Annotated in this window: 13 protein-coding genes; 6 read left to right on the top strand and 7 right to left on the bottom strand. The window is 69.8% G+C overall.

From position 1 onward, the window contains the following. Window positions 1-6 precede the first annotated feature (6 nt). The 3 genes from HJ588_RS10845 to HJ588_RS10835 all read left to right on the top strand — a co-directional run bounded on the left by HJ588_RS10845 (window position 7) and on the right by HJ588_RS10835 (window position 3,433). Window positions 7-1,074: a winged helix DNA-binding domain-containing protein gene (locus tag HJ588_RS10845; protein ID WP_171154823.1), complete on the top strand. Its 1,068-nt coding sequence runs from the start codon at window positions 7-9 to the stop codon at window positions 1,072-1,074. A 551-nt stretch (window positions 1,075-1,625) separates the two neighbouring features. Further along, the gene (locus HJ588_RS10840) at window positions 1,626-2,873 is read left to right on the top strand and encodes a hypothetical protein (RefSeq protein WP_171154820.1); all 1,248 of its coding nucleotides are present in this window, start codon (window positions 1,626-1,628) and stop codon (window positions 2,871-2,873) included. Between the two features lie 134 nt (window positions 2,874-3,007). Continuing rightward, window positions 3,008-3,433 carry an HNH endonuclease signature motif containing protein gene (locus tag HJ588_RS10835; protein WP_171154818.1) on the top strand — a complete coding sequence of 142 codons (426 nt, stop codon included), beginning with the start codon at window positions 3,008-3,010 and terminating at the stop codon, window positions 3,431-3,433. Between the two features lie 232 nt (window positions 3,434-3,665). Here HJ588_RS10835 and HJ588_RS10830 read toward each other — a convergent pair whose 3' ends face one another. After that, a complete protein-coding gene (locus HJ588_RS10830) occupies window positions 3,666-4,826 on the bottom strand; it encodes an AAA family ATPase (RefSeq protein ID WP_171154816.1) in 1,161 nt (386 codons plus the stop codon). A gap of 70 nt (window positions 4,827-4,896) precedes the next feature. Next, complete coding sequence (locus HJ588_RS19020) at window positions 4,897-5,496, bottom strand: hypothetical protein (protein ID WP_212755413.1); 600 nt, start codon at window positions 5,494-5,496, stop codon at window positions 4,897-4,899. 160 nt (window positions 5,497-5,656) lie between these two features. Between HJ588_RS19020 and HJ588_RS10820 the strand changes: the two genes are divergently transcribed. Then, on the top strand, window positions 5,657-6,766 hold the full coding sequence (locus tag HJ588_RS10820) for an LOG family protein (RefSeq protein ID WP_171154814.1): 1,110 nt from the start codon (window positions 5,657-5,659) through the stop codon (window positions 6,764-6,766). Window positions 6,767-6,775: 9 nt separating this feature from the next. After that, the gene (locus HJ588_RS20015) at window positions 6,776-7,759 is read left to right on the top strand and encodes a LuxR C-terminal-related transcriptional regulator (RefSeq protein ID WP_343036671.1); all 984 of its coding nucleotides are present in this window, start codon (window positions 6,776-6,778) and stop codon (window positions 7,757-7,759) included. Here the strand turns inward: HJ588_RS20015 and HJ588_RS10810 are convergent. The 5 genes from HJ588_RS10810 to pyrH form a co-directional block, all read right to left on the bottom strand. Then, complete coding sequence (locus HJ588_RS10810) at window positions 7,745-8,569, bottom strand: phosphatase PAP2 family protein (RefSeq protein WP_171154812.1); 825 nt, start codon at window positions 8,567-8,569, stop codon at window positions 7,745-7,747. The genes HJ588_RS20015 and HJ588_RS10810 overlap by 15 nt on opposite strands. A gap of 22 nt (window positions 8,570-8,591) precedes the next feature. Beyond that, window positions 8,592-9,752 (bottom strand): dual-specificity RNA methyltransferase RlmN, encoded by a 1,161-nt coding sequence (gene rlmN / locus HJ588_RS10805; RefSeq protein WP_171154810.1) that lies wholly within the window; start codon window positions 9,750-9,752, stop codon window positions 8,592-8,594. A gap of 9 nt (window positions 9,753-9,761) precedes the next feature. After that, entirely contained in the window at window positions 9,762-10,664 is a 903-nt protein-coding gene (locus HJ588_RS10800; protein ID WP_171154807.1) for a phosphatidate cytidylyltransferase, read from the bottom strand. A gap of 24 nt (window positions 10,665-10,688) precedes the next feature. Next, complete coding sequence (gene frr, locus HJ588_RS10795; RefSeq protein ID WP_171154805.1) at window positions 10,689-11,255, bottom strand: ribosome recycling factor; 567 nt, start codon at window positions 11,253-11,255, stop codon at window positions 10,689-10,691. A gap of 98 nt (window positions 11,256-11,353) precedes the next feature. Continuing rightward, window positions 11,354-12,085, bottom strand: a complete 732-nt coding sequence (pyrH, locus tag HJ588_RS10790; protein ID WP_171154803.1) for a UMP kinase — start codon at window positions 12,083-12,085, stop codon at window positions 11,354-11,356. 198 nt (window positions 12,086-12,283) lie between these two features. Here pyrH and HJ588_RS10785 point away from each other — a divergent pair, with 198 nt between their 5' ends. After that, window positions 12,284-15,295 (top strand): glycoside hydrolase family 38 N-terminal domain-containing protein, encoded by a 3,012-nt coding sequence (locus tag HJ588_RS10785; protein ID WP_171154801.1) that lies wholly within the window; start codon window positions 12,284-12,286, stop codon window positions 15,293-15,295. The last annotated feature ends 4 nt before the right edge of the window (window positions 15,296-15,299 follow it).

The following is a 15,299-nucleotide window of genomic DNA, read 5'->3' as shown; positions in this document are numbered from 1 at the left end:
GGCCGTATGACGACGCCGCGCGACTTCATCGCCCGCCTGCGCCTGGTCGCACAGCGCCTCGTCGGGCCCGCCGCCGACACACCGGCGGATGCGATGCGGTGGATGACCTGCTCCCAGGCCCAGGACTTCCGTGCCGCCCGCTCGGCGGTCGCCCTGCGCGCCGGCACCTCGGTCGCGGAGGTCGAACACGCTGTGAACGCAGGCGAACTCGTGCGTTCATGGCCCATGCGCGGGACGCTGCACCTCGTCGCTGCGGAGGACCTCGCGTGGATGCTGTCGCTCAATCGCGACTCGATGCTGAGGGTCCGCAGGCGGCGTCACGAGGAGCTCGACATCGGGCAACGCGACATTGCGCACGCCACGGAGGTGGCCGTCGCGGCGCTGCAGGGAGGCGGTCGGCTGGACCGGGCCGGGCTGTTCGCACTCTGGCAGCAGCATGGCATCGCGACCGACGGGCAGCGCGGCATACATCTGGTGCAGGCGTTGGCGCTGGATGCCGTCATCGTGCTCGGGCCGATGTCGGGCAAGCAGCAGTGTTTCGTGCTGTTCGACGAATGGATTCCGTTGAGCCGCAAGCTGACTCGTGAGCAGGCCGTCGCGGAGTGGGCTGGTCGCTACTTCCGATCACACGGCCCGGCGACGGTTGCGGACTTCCGCTGGTGGAGCGGCCTGCTGCAGCGCGACCTGTCGCCGGTGTGGGACGAGGTGCGTGCCACGCTCGCCGAGGTCACCGCCCGCGACACGACGTACTTTCTCGACCCGGCGACGCTCGACGCCTGGGACGCACTCAGCGCGGCGACTCAGCGGCCGCTGCTCACGCCGGCCTTCGACGAGATCCTGCTCGGGTATGCCGACCGCTCCCCCACCCTGCCGCCATCCGCCGCCGGCCAGGTCGTGCCGGGCGGCAACGGCGTCTTCCGGCCGGTGCTGATCGACGGCGGGCGGGCAGTCGCGACTTGGCAGAAACCGGCGAAAGACGTTGGGGATGTGAGTGTCTCGCCGCTCGGTGGCCCGCTTACCGCTCGCGCGACGCGTGCGCTGCCCGGGTTGACCAGGCGCTATCCGTTTGCGTGAGTGGGTGTGACGTCGCAGTGCCCACGCCGCGGGACAGGCCAGCGTGCGCCGCTGGCCGACGTGCCGACCGCGGAGCGGCGTGCCGGCCCATGGCCGCGGGGCGAGGGACCGCCCTCGCGGCCTCACTCCGCTTCGCTCCGCTAGCGCTCCGCTTCGCTTCATAGGGCCGCTCACGCGGCCCCTCGCCCCGCTCAGTGATCTCGCCACTCACCTGATCGTGCTCCGTCTGCAAACTCCCGTGGTGATGGTCGAGTAGGGTGGAGGAGCGAAGCGGGGGAGCCCGTATCGAGACCACCCAGCCCACCCGGATGCAGCCCTGGCGCTGGTCGAGTACGACGGACAGCGAAGCCGTTGGGGCTGCTTGTTGCTGGTCGAGTAGGGCGGAGGAGCGAAGCGGGGGAGCCCGTATCGAGACCCACCCACTCCACCACGCAACACCATCCCACCCGGCACCGACAACCCTGCCGAATCCCACGAATCACACTGGAAACACTGCATATTCGACCCGTCGAACCCTTCCTACATGATTCGAACAGGTGTATGGTATTGGTATGTCGAACCTGCAGCAGACCCTCACCGATCAGGTGATCGCCGCTGCCACCACGACCGAAGTGTTGGAGGCAGCACAGACGCTGCTGCGCGCAGCGTTCGACAAGACCCGCGACGACACCGCCAGCGCACGAGGCGATGCGTCGGGTCTCTCAGACGACCAACTCCTCGACCAGGTGCTGGCCACGCAGCGGGTGCAGAACTCCGCCTGGGCCACCCAAACCGTGCGCCTGGAGCAACTCGCGCGGCGTGAATACGACAAGCACCCGGAAAGCCCCGACACATGGACACCGTTAGAAGTCGGTGCCCGCCTGGGGTGGACCGACCGGCAAACCAGCCTGCGACTGACCCAAGCGGTCGAGAGCGTGCGTCACACACCGCTGCTGCTCCACCACGCCGGCACCGGCGAACTGGAGTCGCGGAAAGTGATCGCGGTCAGCGACGCCCTCGCCGACGCAATCCCAGCACCCGACACACCCGGAGCACCCAACACTGCAGAGACGGCTGATTGTCCGGCCGACCTCGCCGCGACCGTCGAGGCCGAGATCCTGGCCAGTGCCCCGGAAGCATCCACTTCGACAAAGCTGCGCCGGCGCGCGCAGCGCCTGCTGGTGCAGCACGCACCCGTCGCGTCCGACCAAGCGTCCGCGGCGCGGCGGCGGGACTGCACCAACGTGACCGTCGAACCCCATTGGGAGCCGGGCATGTCCATGCTCACCGCCGTCCTGCCGTCGTTGGACGCGGCGAAAGTCATGGCCGCGGTGAACACCCACGCCCGCCTGCTCCACCAATCAACCACCACCAGCAAGACCCTCGGCGAATGCCGCATCGACGCCCTCACCGACCTCGTGCTGTCCGATGTGCGGGTGACCACCGAGCTCGTCCTGCACGTCCCGTTCCACCCGGACACCGCCCCGTCCACCAACACGTGCCCGGGGACCGGCACTGGCGTGAGCGGGACCGAACCGCACGGCCGCCACGGGGCGACGGGGCGACGGGCACAGGCGACACGACAGGCACGGGCGTGGGCGGTGGGGTCGGCGTGCTCGACCGGCCGAACACCATCAACGACCCAGCAGCAGCCGGCGCGGCACCCGGGGCCGTCGGCGCGTGGACGGCGAAGGTGCGACCGCCCCGTCCGCCGAAGGTCATCCTCCCCGTCAACCGGAGGGTCCTCGACCTCGGCAGCTACCGCCCGATCAGTGAGGCCGAACGCCAACTCAAAGCGATGTTGTACGAAGCCGCGCTAGGCACTGACACCCGGCCACCACCCGATCCAGCGCTATCGGCGGGTGCCGTACGCACCACTGATCCCACTGATCCCCGGCGAGCCGGTGGTCGAGCGCGTCTGCCCGACAAACTTCCCGCGCCCGCAGCAGACCCGGTGCGTTACCGGCTCGGCGACGTCCAGGTCCCGGGTGTCGGTGTCATCCCCGCCACCGTGATCCGTGAACTCACCAGTCTGCTCGGCACCAAGTTCACCCGTGCCCTGGTCAATGCGGAGACCGGCACGGTGGCCGAAACGGCCAACCAGACGTACACGCCTGGCGCCCGGTTGGCGCGGTTCGTGCGAGCCCGCGACCAGCACTGCAGGTTCCCAGGCTGCACCCGACCCGCAAGGCTCACCGACCTCGACCACGTCACCCCGCATCCGGACGGGCCCACCGCAGCCCACAACCTGCAATGCCTGTGCCGGCACCACCACCGCGCCAAACACGAAGCCGGCTGGACCGTCACCATGAGCGCCGACGGCGTCTGCACCTGGACCAGCCCCGCCGGGCACGTCTACACCACCCGACCCGCCGACTGAAGGACAGCTGATCTCGATACGGCCTCGCCTAGCGGCTCGGCCTACTCGATCAGCGTGAGAAAACGGCTCGGGCTATTCGATCAGCGTGAGGAAACGGCTCGGCCTACTCGATCAACATGGAAGCGGCTCGGGCTACTCGATCAGCGTGAGGAAACAGCTCGGCCTCAGCGCCGCACCCGATGTGGCGACCGAAACTTCCTGACACCGCAAATCCTTTGCGAACGCGGGAAACTCACCGCGTCCCCCACTCCCATGAGGGGCGGCTGAGCAGTCCCTGACCCTCGACGCGCGTCTCACCGAGATCCTTCGCGAGCACGACCTCGCAGGTCCCGTCCGTGCCAGGCGCCAGCACCTCCAGCAACGGCCCGGCGTGCGTGACCACCAGCACCTGCGAACGCTCCGACGCACGCTTGATCAACCGCCCAAGGGGCGGCAGCAGATCCGGGTGCAATGACGTCTCGGGTTCGTTGAGCACCATCAGATCCGGCGGCTCCACGGTGAGCAGCGCAGCGGCCCACAGCACGTAACGCAGCGTGCCGTCCGAGAGCTCGGCGGCACGGAGTGGACGCAGCATCCCCGGCTGGTGCAGCGCGAGGTCGAACAGCCCGTCGTGCACGACAACGTCGAGACGCGCCCCGTCGAAGGCGTCGGCGATCGCCGTCTGCAGGTCGTCGAACCCGCTCTCGTTGATCGTCTGCACGGCCGCGGCCAGGTCGGCACCGTCGTCGGCCAGCACCGGGGTGCGGGTGCCCACCTGTGGCCGGCGCGCCGGAGCCTCGGCATCGGCCCGGAAGCCGTCGTAGAAGCGCCACGACCGGATCGATCGGCGTACGGCGAACACCTCGGGCGCGACCTGCGGATCGGCATACTCGGTCAACACACTGCGGAACGGCGCGAGTCCGTCGGTGACCTCCGACCACGACCGGCCCTCGCGCGCCTCGACGAGCCCGCGGGTGCGGCGCACCGACACCGTCGCGGGCCGCATCACCGGCCCGCTGAAGATCCGCTCCCGCTTGATCTGCGGGTCACGCTGGAACGCCGTCGGCAGACCGGTCGGCGGCGGCAGGCCGAGATCGACCAGGTAGCCGAAATCGTCACTGGCGTAACCGAGTTGGAGACTCACCGGCCCTTTGCGGACGGTGCCCTGCACCGGTGCGCCACGCCGCGCACCGGACAACGACTCCGGGCCGGCCCACAACGCCGAGTGCAGTCCACCCTCCCGGGCCAGGGAGGCGATCACCCGGCCCTGCCCGCAGTCGGCCAGCAGCCGCAGCGCACGGTAGAGCGACGACTTGCCGCTGCCGTTCGCGCCGGTGACGACGGTCAGCCGGTCGAGCGGCACGATCACATCCCGAAGGGACCGGTAGCCACTGACCGCGAGCGTGGTGATCATGCGGTAAACGTAGAGGGCGTCACGGACAGCAGGTCCGTGACGCCCTCGGGGCTATCCGTCGGCCGATCGGTCAGCAGGGGCCGTGCAGGCCCAGCTGCGTGCGCACCGCGGCGGGTGCCGACCCGCAACCGACGCCGAACGTGCCGAGATCACGGACCTGCCACGTCGAGCCCGTCTTGTGCAGCACGACCTGCGCCGGGTCGGTCTGGCCGTTCGTGGGAGTGACCGTCGCGGCCGCCCAGCTCGGGTCGCTCGCGGCAAAGGTGATGCCGCCGACGGTGACGTTGTCGGCGGACACCGCACCGAGCAGGCTGCTGCGGCGCACCGCGTCGGTGATCTGCTGGTTCGTGGAGGGTGCAGCGACCTTCGGCGCGGCAACCTTGGGTGCAGCAACTGTGGGTGCGGCAACCTTGGGGGCGGCAGCCTTGGGGGCGGCAGCCTTGGGTGCGGCAGCCTTGGGCGCAGCAACCTGCGGTGCAGCGACCTTCGGCGCGGCCAGCTGCGGGGCAGCCTGTGCAGCCGCCGGCAGCGCAACGGCCTGCGGCACTTCCACCTTCGGCGCCGACGATCGGGAGAGCGCACCCGACGCCTCGGCGGGCGCCACCGCGGCGGCAGCACCCGCTGCGAGCACGGCGGAGGTGGCGATGGTGACGATTGCTGTGCGCTTCATGAACGAATCAATCCTTCCCGCGACCTCGTCGGTCGCGATCCCCGAGTGTCGCCGGACGCGTTTGCGCCCGACACGTCCATGACGGCCAAGCTACGACTCTGGTTGTCACGATCAACCCCCTGTAACCCGATCGTGACCGCAGATGGGCTTGAATCGGCACATGCCCGCCAAGGAGATCAAAACCGTCGAGGAGTTGCGCGCGCTGCTGCAGGCCGGTCGGCCGCTCGATCACGTGCGGCTGCAGGACCTCGACCTGACCGAGGTCGAGCCCCAGTTGCTGCAGGTGGAGACCTTCTCGGGGCTGGTGGTCATGGGCGGCCGGGTGTCGTCCCGGCTCGACCAGCGCCTGCGGCTGCACGGTGCGCTCGTCTTCCCCACCGACCCCGAGGTGCCGTTCGACCCGTGGAGCGCGCGGCTCTACCGCCCGGTGGAGCTGTATGCCGGGCTGCGCGCAGGCGGCTACCCGAAGACCCCCGACTCGCGCACCTACCAGTGGGCACTGGCTCCCGAGACGCAGCGGGACGCCTACGCGACACTCCTGCGGGCGGTGCACGACGACAGCGTCACCGACGCGCTCTTCGAACTCGTCGACGGCCGCTCCGTCGTGGGCGTGATGGGCGGCCACGCGCTCGAGCGCGGCACCACCCCGTATGCCGATGCCGCGCGCCTCGGTCACCGCCTCGCACAGACCGGCCGGGTCGTCACCACCGGCGGCGGCCCTGGAGCCATGGAAGCGGCGAATCTTGGTGCCTTCACTGAGGATTCGGCCGCGCTGGACGATGCGCTCGCCGAGCTTGCGGCCGTGCCGACCTTCCGCCCGAGCATCGACGACTGGGCGACGATCGCACTGGCCGTGCGGGAGCAACTCGTCGGCACCGCTCCGCCGACGCGGCTGCGCAGTCTCGGCATACCGACGTGGTTCTACGGTCACGAGCCGCCGAACGTCTTCGTCGACTGGGTGGCGAAATACTTCAGCAACGCCCTGCGCGAGGACCTGCTGCTGCGGGTCTGCGGCTCCGGCATCGTGGTGCTGCCGGGAGCGGCCGGCACCGTGCAGGAGATCTTCCAGATCGTCACCCCGCTCTACTACGCCGCACCCGGCACGCCGTTGCCGCCGCTGGTGCTGGTCGACCGGACCTACTGGACCGAGACGATCCCGGTCTGGCCCGCGCTGCAGGCCCTCGGCCGAGACCGGCCGATGGCGGAGGCGGTCAGCCTGGTGGACGACATTTCGCAGGCAGGAGACGCGCTGCTCGCCGCAACTACCTAAGGTGATCCCGTGCAGCGTCCCGTGTCCGAGTTCAGTCCGTTCACCACCACGGTGCTGCGCGCCGCCGACCGGCGGCTCCGCGCCTGCGAGCGTGGCGACGCAATGACGCGCTACGCCGCCTGCCGCGCCGCCCTCTGCGCGCTGGCGTCGGTGGACACCTTCTACATCGGGCACTACCTCGGGCCGACGACGCTGTCGATCCCCTACTGCGTGGACAACAAGCAGTTCCTCAGCGCCGACGTCCAGCAGTTCGGGCCGCACGGGATGTCGGCATACATCCTCACCGGCAAGGTCTACCGCTGGGCGGTCGACGACGGCCACCGGGTGCGCCTCGGCTGGGACGTCGGCGAGCACGCCGTCCGGGACGCCCTCGTGGTGCCGCTGCGCCGCAGCGACCGCGACGAGGTGATCGGCATGATGGCCGTCGAGAGCACGACGGCCGGGGCCTTCGACGACGACTTCGCGCGCGCGATGGAGTGGCTCGCGCGTGCGCTGGTGTGGGAGATGAACCAGGACCGCGAGTTTGCCGAGGACCTAGGCCTCTACGAGCTCTACCCGGAGCTCGACAGCAAGCAGCCCCGCAACGAGCTCGAGCAGTTCCGTTTGCTCTCAGGGGAATTGGAGCGCCTTCGCCTCAGCCTGCAACAGCTCGAGCTGCCGCAGTCGGAGGAGTTCGCCCAGCAACGTCGCGTGCTCGACGACGCCCGTGAGGCCGGCGAGCGCCTGCACCTGCTCCTCGTCGACGGACACCGCGCGAGTGCCGGCGAGCGCCCCGTCGCCGACCCGGAGTCGGCGCTGACCACCCGCGAACTCGAGATCGCCACCCTGATCGCGGCCGACGGGCTGAGCAATCGCCAGCTCGCGACCCGGCTGTTCATCTCGGAGAAGACCGTCAAGGTGCACGTCGGCAACGTGCTGCGCAAGCTCGGCATCTCCCAGCGCTCGGCGATCCCGTTCGTGCTGCGCCAGGTGCACCCGTCACGCGACGTGTGAGGCGTCGGCGGCCACCGGGCCGACGACGGTGCCGCGATGGCGGCGACGCCACGCCGCGAGCACCGCACGCCGCAACCAGGCGCAGCCGATCAGGATCGCGATCGCGACCACGCCGTCGAGCCACCAGTGGTTCGCGGTGGCCACCACGACGAAGACCGTGACCGCGAAGTGCAGTGGCCCGAGCACGCGCCACGGCGACGTGCTCACCTGCCAGGCATACCAGCCGACCACCGCCGCGAAGAGCACGTGCACCGACGGCATCGCGCCGAAGTTGTCGACCGAGAAGCCCGCGTTGTAGACCGACTGGCCGTAGAGCTCGGCGGTGTCGACATACCCGGGCAGCAGCCGTGGCGGAGCCACCGGGAAGAACTGCACGACGAAGCACCCGAGCGTGCTCAGCGCCAGCACGGTGCGCACCTCCGGGTAGCGGCGGTGATGCCGGAAATACAGCCACACCAGGAAGATTCCCATCACGGTGAAGTGCATAGAGGCGTAGTAGACGTTCGCCAGCCGCACCAGTCCGGAGTGCCCGAGGATCAGGTCCTGCACCGTGCGCTCGTTCGGCAGGAAGAGGTCGGACTGCACGCGCGCGATCCATTCGGCACGGCCGATCGCGTCGCCTCCGGCGTCGGAGGTCACCTGCTGCAGCACCTGCCAGATCGCGAACAACCAGGCCACGATCGCCGCCTCCCGGCTGAACGTCGCGAGCCCCGGACGGCGTCGTCGCAGCAGCAGCCACACCGCCGCGAGCAGGCAGCCGACCACCAGCGCCTGACGCCAGGTCAGCATGAGGTTGGGCAACGAGCTCAAGGACGGCCTCGGACGCGTCGGGTCAGGCCGTCGAGGCGGCCAGTTGACCGCAGGCGCCGTCGATGTCGGAGCCGCGGGTGTCGCGAATGGTCGTCGGTATGCCGTGCGCGCGCAGCCGCTCCACGAACTGCTGCTCGACGCCCTTGCGGGACGCCGTCCACTTCGAACCCGGGGTCGGGTTGAGCGGGATCGGGTTGACGTGCACCCAGCCCTTGCCGCGCGCGGAGAGCTTCTCCCCCAGCAGGTCCGCCCGCCACGCCTGGTCGTTGATGTCGCGGATCAGGGCGTACTCGATCGACACCCGCCGGCCGGTCTGCTCGTAATAGCGGTATGCCGCGTCGAGCGCCTCGTCGACGGTCCACCGGGTGTTGATCGGCACCAGCTCGTTGCGCAGTTCGTCGTCCGGGGCGTGCAGCGACAGGGCCAGGGTGACCGGAATGCCTTCGGCGGCGAGCTTGTCGATCGCCGGCACCAGCCCGACGGTCGACATGGTGATGCCGCGGGCCGACATACCGAGACCGGCCGGCGGGGGGTCGGTGAGCCGGCGAATCGCGTTGACCGCCTGGCGGTAGTTGGCGAGCGCCTCGCCCATGCCCATGAAGACGACGTTCGACACCCGCAGCGGCTGCTCGCGGGACTGCTCGTCGCCGCCGGCGAGTTCGCCGGCGCGCAGCATTCGTGCGCCGGCCACCACCTGCTCGACGATCTCCGCGGTCGTCAGGTTGCGGGTCAGCCCCTCCTGGCCGGTGGCGCAGAACGGGCAGTTCATCCCGCAGCCGGCCTGGCTGGAGATGCACATGGTCACCCGGTGCGGGTAACGCATCAGCACCGACTCCACGAGCGCGCCGTCGAACAGCCGCCACACCTGCTTGATCGTGCGGCCGTCGTCGGCCTGCACCGCGCGCACCGGTGTCATCAGCCGCGGCAGCATCGCCGAGACCAGCTCGGCCCGGCCCGCGGCCGGCAGGTCGGTCATCTCGGCGGCGTCGTCGACGAAGCGCTCGAAGTAGTGCGTCGACAGCTGCTTGGCGCGGAACCCCTTGTGCCCCAACGCTTCCACCGCCTCCTTGCGGCCGGCCTCGTCGAAGTCGGCGAGGTGCTGCGGAGGCTTGCCGCGCCGCGGCGCGGTGAAGGTCAGCTCGCCCGGTTTGGGGCGGCGCGTGGGGTCGGGCAGATCGGTCACGGGGGGCTCCTACTTCACGGCAACGAGCGGGGTCAGCACCGCCCAGGCGACCGGCACCACCAGCAGCAGCGAGTCCAGCCGGTCCATCAGGCCGCCGTGCCCGGGGATCAGGTTGCTCATGTCCTTGATCCCGAGGTCGCGCTTGATCATCGACTCGCAGAGATCACCCACGGTCGCCGCGACGACCGCGAGCGCGCCGAGCAGCGCACCGACCCACCAGCGACCGTCGAGGATCAGCCAGACCGTCAGCGCGCCGCCGACCACGCAGGCGGTCACCGAGCCGGCGAAGCCCTCCCAGGACTTCTTCGGGGAGACGCTCGGTGCCATCGGGTGCTTGCCGGCGACGACGCCCACGACATACCCGCCGATGTCACTGCAGATCGTGACGATGATGAACACGCAGATGCGGCCGGCGCCGTCGGCGTTGTCCAGCAGCAGCATCGCGAAGCCGACCAGAGCGGGCACGTAGAGCGTGACGAGCGCCCCGGCGGCGACGTCGGACGGCATGTCCTCCAGGCTGCCGAACGACCGCCACACGAGTATGGCGAGCACCGCCGCCACGACCGCGAACGCCAGCGCCGGGGCACCCCAGAGGTAGGCCACCAGCGGCAGCACCGCGGCCGCGGCGACCGTCGGGACCGCCGGCGGGTGCAGGCGGCCGTGCGCCATCGCCCGCAACAGTTCGAGGGTGCCGATGACCGAGGCCGCCATCGCCAGTCCGACGAAGATCTCCTTGCGGATGAAGAGACTGGCGATGACGATCGCGCCGAGCAGCACGCCGACACCGATCGCGGCATAGAGGTTGCGACCGGCGCGCGGCGTGGGGTTGTGCTCGTCACGGGCGGTGGCGGGCGCGTCCGGCGTGCCGGAACGCGCCTCGCGTGCCGCGCGGCGTGAGCTGGGTTCGGACATCAACGTCACCGGCGGGGAGCGACCTCAGACCTCGAGGAGCTCGGCCTCCTTGCCCTTGAGCAGGTCGTCGACCGCGTCGACGTGCTTCTTGGTGGTGGCCTCCAGCTCCTTCTCGTGCCGGGAGCCCTCGTCCTCGCCGATGTCGCCGTCCTTGACCGCCCGGTCGATGTCCTCCTTGGCCTTGCGGCGCACGTTGCGGATCGACACCTTGGCGTCCTCACCCTTCTGCCGGGCGAGCTTGATGTAGTCCTTGCGGCGCTCCTCGGTGAGCGCGGGCAGGACGACGCGGATCACGTTGCCGTCGTTGCCCGGGTTGACGCCGAGGTCGCTCTCGCGCAGGGCCTTCTCGATGTTTGCCATCGAGCCCTTGTCGAAGGGCTGGATCAGCACGGTCCGCGCCTCCGGCGTCTGGAACGACGCCAGCTGCTGCAGCGGGGTCGGCGCACCGTAGTAGTCGACCATCAGCTTGTTGAACATCGCCGCGTTGGCCCGGCCGGTGCGGATCGAGGCGAAGTCCTCCTTGGCGACCTCGACCGCCTTCTCCATCTTGTCCTCGGCCTCGAGCAGGCTGTCGTCGATGCTGCCGTCCATGGTGTGGTGACCTTCTCCGTCGATGTGGGTTTGTCGAAACGTGCTGGGTTCTTGGTGGGTTCTTGGTGGGTTCTTCGTCGGTATGGCGTGGCCCGCGATCAGGCGCTGACCAGCGTCCCGATCTTCTCACCTTGCAGCGCCCGGGTGATGTTGCCCGCGCCCTCCATGCCGAACACCCGCATCGGCAGGTCGTTGTCCATGCAGAGGCTGAACGCCGCGGCGTCCACGATGCGCAGGTTCTGGGCGAGCGCCTCGGCGAAGGTGACCGTCTCCAGTTTGGTCGCGTCGGGGTCCTGCTTGGGGTCGGCGGTGTAGACCCCGTCCACCCCGCTCTTGGCGATCAGCACGATGTCGCACTTGATCTCCAGCGCCCGCTGCGCGCTCACCGTGTCGGTGGAGAAGAACGGCATCCCGGCTCCGGCGCCGAAGATGACGACCCGACCCTTCTCGAGGTGCCGCATCGCGCGACGCGGGATGTAGGGCTCGGCGACCTGACCCATGGTGATCGCGGTCTGCACCCGGGTGTCGATGCCTTCCTTCTCGAGGAAGTCCTGCAGGGCCAGGCAGTTCATCACCGTGCCGAGCATGCCCATGTAGTCGGCCCGGGTGCGGTCCATGCCACGCTGCTGCAGCTCGGCGCCGCGGAAGAAGTTGCCACCGCCGACGACGACGGCGATCTCGACCCCGCTGCGCGAGGCCTCGGCGATCTGCTCGGCGACACCGCGCACGACGTCGGGGTCGAGCCCGATCCGGCCGCCGCCGAACACCTCGCCGGACAATTTGAGAAGCACTCGCTGCGGGGTTTCGGTCGGGGCTGGGCTGATGGTCATCGCGGCCTCCGGATGCGGCAGACGTGAGCAGCGGTCGGTAGATCCTGCCACAACCGCGGTCGGGCGGTCCGGACAGGGTGAACCTGCGTGTCCGTGGACATCGTGCACTGAACCGGATTAGCGTCGGGTGCGGTTCGTCCCGTCATACCCGCGTCACACCCGCATCACACCCGCTCACCCCGACCAAGGAGTCGCTTCGTGCACGACCGCCGATCCCTCACCGAGCACCGCATCGAGCGCGTGCTGAACGAACGCCTCAAGCCGGCGGTGCACCGCCGGGTCGGCGATCTCACCGTGCAGGCCTGGCACGTCGACGGCGGCCAGGGCGAACCCGTCGCGCCGAGCGAGGCGTTCGCCGCGTCATACGAGCCCTTCGCGGTCGGCGACCAGTGGGGGCCGGCGTGGGGCACCACGTGGTTCCACGTCACCGGCAACGCGCCCGCGCCCGACCCCGCCGGGCCGCTGGAGATCGTCTTCGACCTCGGCTGGGCCGATCACTCCCCCGGCTTCCAGGCCGAAGGGCTGGTCTACCGGCCCGACGGCACCACGATTAAGGGCCTCAACCCGCGCAACGTGTGGATCCCGGTCCCACCGGGCAAAGCCGTCGACCTGTATGTCGAGGCGGCCGCGAACCCGCTGATCCTGGAGATCGATCCGTTCCGCCCGACCAAGCTCGGCGAGAAGACCACCGCCGGCGACCGGCCGCTCTACCGGCTGGCACGGGCCGAGGTGTGCGTGCGGGACACGCAGGTGTGGGAGCTGGTCGCCGACATCGAGGTGCTCGACGGCCTGATGCGATCGCTGCCCGAGCAGGACGGCTGGCGGATGGAGCTGCAACTGGGCCTGGACCACGCGCTCGACGTGATCGACCTGCAGGACGTGCCCGGCACCGCCGCGGCGGCCCGGGAGGTGCTGGCTCCGCTGCTGGCCCGGACCGCGAGCCAGGGTGCGCACAAGATCAGCGCGGTGGGCCACGCCCACATCGACTCCGCCTGGCTCTGGCCGGTGCGCGAGACCGTGCGCAAGGTGGCGCGCACCGTCTCCAACGTGACCAACCTGCTCGACACCGACGACTCCCTGCTGTTCGCGATGTCGTCCGCGCAGCAGTACGAGTGGATCGAGCGCGAACGGCCGGAGGTCTTCGCGCGGCTCGTCGAGCACGTCAAGAGCGGCCGGTTCGTGCCGACCGGTGGCATGTGGGTGGAGTCCGACACCAACATGGTCGGCGGCGAGGCGATGGCGCGGCAGTTCGTGATGGGTCAGGGCTACTTCCGGGAGAAGTTCGGGATCACCTGCTCGGAGGTGTGGCTGCCGGACAGCTTCGGCTATTCGGCCGGGCTCCCGCAGATCGTCAAGCAGGCGGGGCTGACGCATTTCCTGACGCAGAAGATCAGCTGGAACCAGAAGAACGTCTTCCCGCACCACACCTTCCAGTGGGAGGGCATCGACGGCACCCGAGTCTTCACCCACTTCCCGCCGGTCGACACCTACAACTCCGACCTGTCGGGTCGCGAACTTGCCCATGCCGCAACCAATTTCCGCGACAAGGGCGCTGCGTCATACTCCTTGGCGCCGTTCGGCTGGGGTGACGGTGGCGGCGGTCCCACGCGCGAGATGCTGCAGCGTGCGGCGCGCACCCAGGACCTGGAAGGGTCCGCACAGGTCACCGTCGAGGCGCCGTCGGCGTTCTTCGCCAAGGCGGAGGCCGACTACCCGGACGCACCGGTCTGGGCCGGCGAGCTCTACCTCGAGCTGCACCGCGGCACCTACACCAGCCAGGCCAAGACCAAGGCGGGCAACCGGCGGAGCGAACACCTGCTGCGCGAGGCCGAGCTGTGGGCCGCCACGGCGGCCGTCCGCGGCCTGGCCGACTATCCCGCCGAGGACCTCAAGCGACTCTGGAAAGTCGTGCTGCTGCAGCAGTTCCACGACATCCTGCCGGGCAGTTCGATCGCCTGGGTGCACCGCGAGGCCGCCGAAAACTACGCCGCCGTCGAGGCCGAACTCGAGGAGCTCATCGCCGACCGGCTCGCGCTGCTCGCCGGGGACGGGGACCAGCCGGTGACCTTCAACGCGACACCGTTCGACGGCGCGGTGCCGGCCCTGTCGGGAGCGGTGGCCGCGCGCGGCGGGGACCCGGTGCGGGTGGAGGAGACCGCCGACGGGATCGTGCTCGACAACGGCGTCGTCACGGTCACCATCGACCGCGCCGGCATCGTCACCGGGCTGCTCGACCAGGCGACCAGGCGCGATGTCGTGCCTGCGGGCGAACGCGCCAATCTGCTGCAACTGCACCAGGATTTCCCGAACATGTGGGACGCCTGGGATATCGACGAGTTCTATCGCAACACCGTGCGCGACCTCACCGAGATCGACGACCTGCGGGTCGACCTCGCCGATAACGGCGCGGCAGCGGTGACCGTACGGCGCACCTTCGGTGACTCCTCGGTCGTGCAGACGATGGTCCTGCAGCCGGGAGCCCGGCAGCTGGACTGCTCGGTCGACGTCGACTGGCACGAGCGCGAGACGGTGCTCAAGGCGGCGGTGCCGATCGACGTACACGCCAAGGAGGCGGCGTTCGAGACGCAGTTCGGTCACCTGGTGCGACCCACCCACACCAACACCAGCTGGGACGCCGCGCGCTTCGAGGTGTGCGCGCACCGCTTCGTCCACGTCGCGGAGCGGGATTTCGGTGCGGCTGTTGTCAATTCGGCCACCTACGGGCACGACGTCACCCGCCACGAGAGCCCCGACGGCGGCACCTACTCGACCGTGCGGCTGTCGCTCCTGCGGGCACCGCGCTTCCCCGACCCGGAGACCGACCAGGGCCGGCACGCTCGCAGCTACGCGATCGTCGTCGCCCCGGATGTCTCTGCCGCCGTGGAGGCCGGCTACCGCATCAACCTGCCGGCCCGGCAGGTCACCGGTTCGCCGGTCGAGCCGCTGGTCCGCATCGGCGGCGAGGGCACGGCCGCGGTCGAGGCGGTGAAGCTCGCCGAGGACGGCAGCGGCGACGTCATCGTGCGCATCTACGAGCCGCTCGGGGCACGCACCCGGGTGACCGTGGAGCCCGGTTTCGAGCACACCGGAGCACGTCAGGTGAACCTGCTCGAGGACGACGTCGAAGCCGACGGCCTGACCGTAGAGGACGGCCGAATCACGTTGTCGCTGCGGCCGTTCCAGCTGGTGACGGTGCGGCTGTCCCGGTGAGCCG

This window comes from Flexivirga aerilata, from assembly GCF_013002715.1.
GTDB classification, from domain to species: Bacteria; Actinomycetota; Actinomycetes; order Actinomycetales; family Dermatophilaceae; genus Flexivirga; species Flexivirga aerilata.
The sequence above is the reverse complement of the archived record's forward strand: the minus strand, read 5'-3'. Positions and strand labels throughout refer to the sequence as shown.

Excerpts from the sequence above, each read along its gene's own strand:
- HJ588_RS10840 (WP_171154820.1), top strand. The coding sequence starts at position 1,626 with ATGTCGAACCTGCAGCAGACCCTCACCGATCAGGTGATCGCCGCTGCC.
- HJ588_RS10845 (WP_171154823.1), top strand. The coding sequence starts at position 7 with ATGACGACGCCGCGCGACTTCATCGCCCGCCTGCGCCTGGTCGCACAG.
- pyrH (WP_171154803.1), bottom strand. The coding sequence starts at position 12,085 with ATGACCATCAGCCCAGCCCCGACCGAAACCCCGCAGCGAGTGCTTCTC.
- HJ588_RS10820 (WP_171154814.1), top strand. The coding sequence starts at position 5,657 with ATGCCCGCCAAGGAGATCAAAACCGTCGAGGAGTTGCGCGCGCTGCTG.
- HJ588_RS19020 (WP_212755413.1), bottom strand. The coding sequence starts at position 5,496 with ATGAAGCGCACAGCAATCGTCACCATCGCCACCTCCGCCGTGCTCGCA.
- HJ588_RS10830 (WP_171154816.1), bottom strand. The coding sequence starts at position 4,826 with ATGATCACCACGCTCGCGGTCAGTGGCTACCGGTCCCTTCGGGATGTG.
- frr (WP_171154805.1), bottom strand. The coding sequence starts at position 11,255 with ATGGACGGCAGCATCGACGACAGCCTGCTCGAGGCCGAGGACAAGATG.
- HJ588_RS10800 (WP_171154807.1), bottom strand. The coding sequence starts at position 10,664 with ATGTCCGAACCCAGCTCACGCCGCGCGGCACGCGAGGCGCGTTCCGGC.